Source organism: Endozoicomonas sp. ONNA2, assembly GCF_024606365.1.
Taxonomy (GTDB): domain Bacteria; phylum Pseudomonadota; class Gammaproteobacteria; order Pseudomonadales; family Endozoicomonadaceae; genus Endozoicomonas.
Genome location: NZ_JAHHPO010000468.1, coordinates 1 through 4,506, shown reverse-complemented (window position 1 = coordinate 4,506; position 4,506 = coordinate 1). Strand labels below are relative to the sequence as shown.

Sequence of the window (4,506 nt, the reverse complement as noted above, 5' to 3'; positions counted from 1 at the left end):
TATCCTCAATTTTCTGCCATCCTCGCTACGGGGACGCCCAGTCGGGCGCTATTCTGGACAGCCTCCCGGGTTATCCATTGTCGGGGGATGGTGACTTCACAAGCTTCTGCACCTCCTGGAAGGTTTCTGACTCCGCATCAGAAGGTGCTTTTCCCATCAGGCTAAACACCACTATTGCCACTGACGCCGCGATAAAACCGGGAATAATCTCGTAAACTTCAAAAATCCCCCCACTGAGCGAACGCCAAACCACCACCGTAACCCCACCCGCAACTATACCGGCAAGGGCTCCCAACCCGGTCATTCGCTGCCAGTACAGTGACAACAGCAGTGCAGGACCAAAGGCGGCACCGAACCCTGCCCAGGCATAAGACACCATCTCCAGCACAGAACTGTCCGGGTTTAGTGCCAGCACCGTGGCCAGTACCGCAATACCGACAACAGCCATACGACCAACCCTCAGCATCTCTCCCTGAGTTGCATTGGGACGCAGCATATTGCGATAAAAGTCCTCTGCTACCGCAGTCGAACAAACCAGCAACTGAGAATCTGCGGTACTCATAATGGCAGCCAGAATAGCGGCCAGCAGAATACCGGCTATGACCGGATGAAAGAGGGTATTCACCATCAGCATAAAAATAGCTTCCGGATCGTCTAATACCAATCCCTGCCGGTGGGTATAAATGATTCCGGTCAAACCAACCAGCAAAGCACCCAACATACAGATTCCAGTCCATGAAACCGCTATACGCCGTGCCAACGTAAGCTGATGACTGGACTGCACCGCTTTAAAACGCGCCATAATGTGTGGCTGACCAAAGTACCCCAGCCCCCAGCCCAATAATGACAAAACCGTAATCACAGACAGCGCTTCCCCCCGGACATCGGTGAGCATACTGGTCAGATGGGGGTTCAGTTGGTTAATTTCGCTCAGCACCTGCCCGGCACCACCGGTGACTTCCAGCACGGTCACCGGAACGATCAGCAGTGCTGCTGACATCAGCAGGCCTTGCACCAGATCGGTCCAGCAGACCGCCAGGAAACCACCAAACAGGGTGTAGGAGACCACACTCAACATGCCAAGAATCACCGCCAGCTGGTAGTCGAAGCCAAAAACAGATTCAAAGAGTTTGCCACCGGCTACCAATCCTGAACTGGTGTAAAAAAGAAAGAAAATCAGGATAAAACCGGCACTGACCGGTTGCAGGATATACTTCAGATCGGAGAAACGGTTGGAAAAAAATTCGGGAAGCGTCAAAGAGTCATTCGCCACCGCACTGTATATTCGTAAACGACGGGCCACCAGAAGCCAGTTCAACCAGGTTCCGCCCAGTAGCCCCAGCCCCAGCCAGATTGCTTCAAATCCGGCAGCAAACGCATACCCCGGCAGACCCAATAATAGCCAACCACTCATATCAGAAGCACCGGCACTTAATGCCGCCGACCAGGGTCCCAAAGAGCGACCGCCAAGAAAATAATCAGATGAGTTTTGGGTTCTCTGCCAGGCAATATAACCCACCCCCAACATGGCAATAAAATAGATCAGGAAGGTTATGGTTATTTGTATTTGGTTGTCCATGATGGCTAAACTCTTGGTGTATATATCTTCAACGTTAGCTCACATCTATTTATTCAATTCAATTGGCATAACTGCTGATTTAATTAGTTATTTCTAAAATGAAGTCTGCCAAAAATATGACTCTTGGCCCTGCGATAAAAAATTATGTTGATTAAAAATTACTCCTGTTTTATTCCAGTCAATGTACGCTAATATTCACAAATGAATTGATAATTTTGGATACAGACATGGATAGCCAACGCATACCATCTCCCTCCCTTGGTCAAATAAAATTACCTGACCAAAAACCAGCACAGTACGCTGGAATCAAATCAGGCAAAGACACCAAAATATTAGATAGCCATGGAAAGCTGGTAACCCACTTTGGGCGTAACATTGAGAATTTTTTTGACATAGAGCTATTCCATCCAGAAAAACACCAATTGAATAAAGCAAGACATGAGTATCAAAAAGATTTGACCGAAAGACGTGTCAAACTATTAACAACACAAAAAGTTGAAAAAACATCTGATCATATCAATAGTATATTGAACCTTCCTGAATCAATTGAGAAAAACTGTGATTTTGTTAACCGTGAAAAGTTTACAAAACTTGTTCAATCAGATGTCAAGAAATATCTCTCTTATGAAATCAGAAGCTGCAACTCGGCAGCAAGACTCGTTGAATTACACCAAGAAGTAGAGAGACTAAGAGAAAAAAAATTACCGCCGAAAATAACACATTCCTTATCTGAAGAAATTAATAATCAAATGGCAATTCTTATTAAGGAAATGCCAAAACACCTCAGAAGCATTGATCATGATATAACCCAACCTCAAACGCTTGCCTTGACTAAGCAAAAGTGCAAAGTGGTTGAAGATTTGCTCGAATCTGCCAAAACACTTCATTTGTATGACAAGCATAGAAAAACACTCAGCAATATGATGATCGACATGTTTTCTGAGGATGTAGCAAAAGTAACAAGCTTGTGCTTAGAACGAAACAACCTGAAAGAGAATAAAGATTTATCAGATGAGATTGAGACTGCAAGAGATTTAATAGTCCATCCATTCATTAAAAGTACTTGTACAGACGTTGAGAAGCACTTCAAGAAAGTCAAAAGAAGCACAGATATACAAATAAAAGATTTAAAAGCACAACGTGAAATAATACCCAATATAGTTAAAAAAATTAATAACACTCTAACACGCGCCTCTACAATCATAACAAGAGAGGCGGATAGATATTCAAAAAAGAAACAAATACAACCAACAAAAAAAACAACCAAAAGAATCGAAGAAAATGAAAAAATAAAATTTTCCGATTTTCAAAAAGCACAAGAAGAATATAAAATCTCGTACGCAAAATTGAATTACAGGCTGAAACAATTTAAATCCAGTGTCGAAATATATTTTAAGGACCAACAAAATCCGGATCAAGACCAAACAGATCTGAAACCCGAATCCCTCACACACCCGGAAGCATTCCTGACTGCCTATAGAGGAGTAACATTAACTGAATCATGGGAAAATCTGCAGAACCTGGATCCAGCAGAGACCAATTCGAATCTGGCGTTAGAATCCTTCAACCATGCTTGCTTTGATAGTCACTTTAAAAAACTTGAGTCTGAGGAACAGGTCTGGTTAACTAAAGAAGAAATAGATACACTCAAAAACAGTGTTCAAGAATCAGTAACAGGAAGCTCTGATCAGAAAGAAGCCTATGATAAATTGGTTGTTGCGCACACCGCCTGTCTGCTGGCTAAAAAGGCGCATAGAGATGCCATCAAACCAAAACGTCCAGCCCACAAAAAAACAACAAGTACTCGACCATTGGAGTATCTTGAAACAGCAAAACAACTGCGAATGTTTTATGCACAGTCATTAGCAAGCAATAAAACTGACGATGTTAATGCTCAGCCCGGCGTAGAAATGGATGAAAGCAATAATCACTCGTTGAGTAGCAGTGATGTTGACCAAAGGCACGAGGCTCCTGCAGCAAGTCTGACAGAAGTACATCAAGAATCAGTATTTGAAAAGCCACTGACCTTGAAAGCCCAAGAAGTATTACCACCAATAGGGAGCAACAGCACAGGGATCAGTACAAGTAGTAACCAATCCAAAAGAAGTAAACGGCTGCCACCGATTGAACGTCCAACACGACGACCGCCACCAATACCAACTTCTAACAAAAAAAGTGCTGAAGTCACAGATCAAACCGATGGTCGTAAAGCAGTACCGACGCCGCCACCGCGGCCACCACTACCATCTTCCTACAACACAAAAAGTGCTGAAGCCACAGATCAAACCGATGGTCGTAAAGCAGTACCGACGCCGCCACCGCCGCCGCCACTACCATCTTTCAACAACACAAAAAGTGCTGAAGTCAAAGAGCAAACCGATGGTCGTAAAGCAGTACCGACGCCGCCACCGCCGCCGCCACTACCTTCTGGCAACTTCACAAAAAGCGGGCGTGCTACAGAGCCAACCGATATTAGCAAACCAGCACCACAGCCGCCACAAACAGACGGAAGTCATTCCATGCAAGCCGACATTGGAGTTGAAGGTCCAGAACTTGCTAAAACCAGACAAAGAAAAAATCTTTTAGATGAGATTAAACAAGGGATTACATTGAAGAAACCAAAAGACAATAAACCTCAAAAAAGCAAGGGCTCAATTTTTGACTCCGCCAAAGAACTCATAATTGAAAGAGGAAAAATGTTGAATGGTGATGGTGATAGTGATGGTGATAATGATAATGACTAAAACCATAAAGTTTGGTGCGGTGCAAGAACCTCTTACACAAAACTGCATTACCCAGACAAAGTTATCGAAAGGTCATCAAATACAGCTCTAGAACATAAAGAGACTATTTATCATATAGAATAAAGCCCAGGAGGCTGTCCGAGAATAGACTGCCCTACTGCGGTGGCAGTAAATTGGTCTAAA

The 4,506-nt window shown here is 43.8% G+C and carries 2 protein-coding genes; one reads left to right on the top strand and one right to left on the bottom strand.

Features of this window, described 5'->3' with window-relative positions; genetic code table 11:
• Positions 1–70: 70 nt before the first annotated feature.
• Positions 71–1,579, bottom strand: coding sequence for a sodium/proline symporter PutP (putP, locus tag KDK14_RS08455; RefSeq protein WP_257264657.1), 1,509 nt, complete (start codon positions 1,577–1,579; stop codon positions 71–73).
• A gap of 227 nt (positions 1,580–1,806) precedes the next feature.
• On the opposite strand from putP, the gene KDK14_RS08450 reads away from it, so the two are divergent.
• Positions 1,807–4,323 (top strand): hypothetical protein, encoded by a 2,517-nt coding sequence (locus KDK14_RS08450; protein WP_257264656.1) that lies wholly within the window; start codon positions 1,807–1,809, stop codon positions 4,321–4,323.
• Positions 4,324–4,506: the final 183 nt, after the last annotated feature.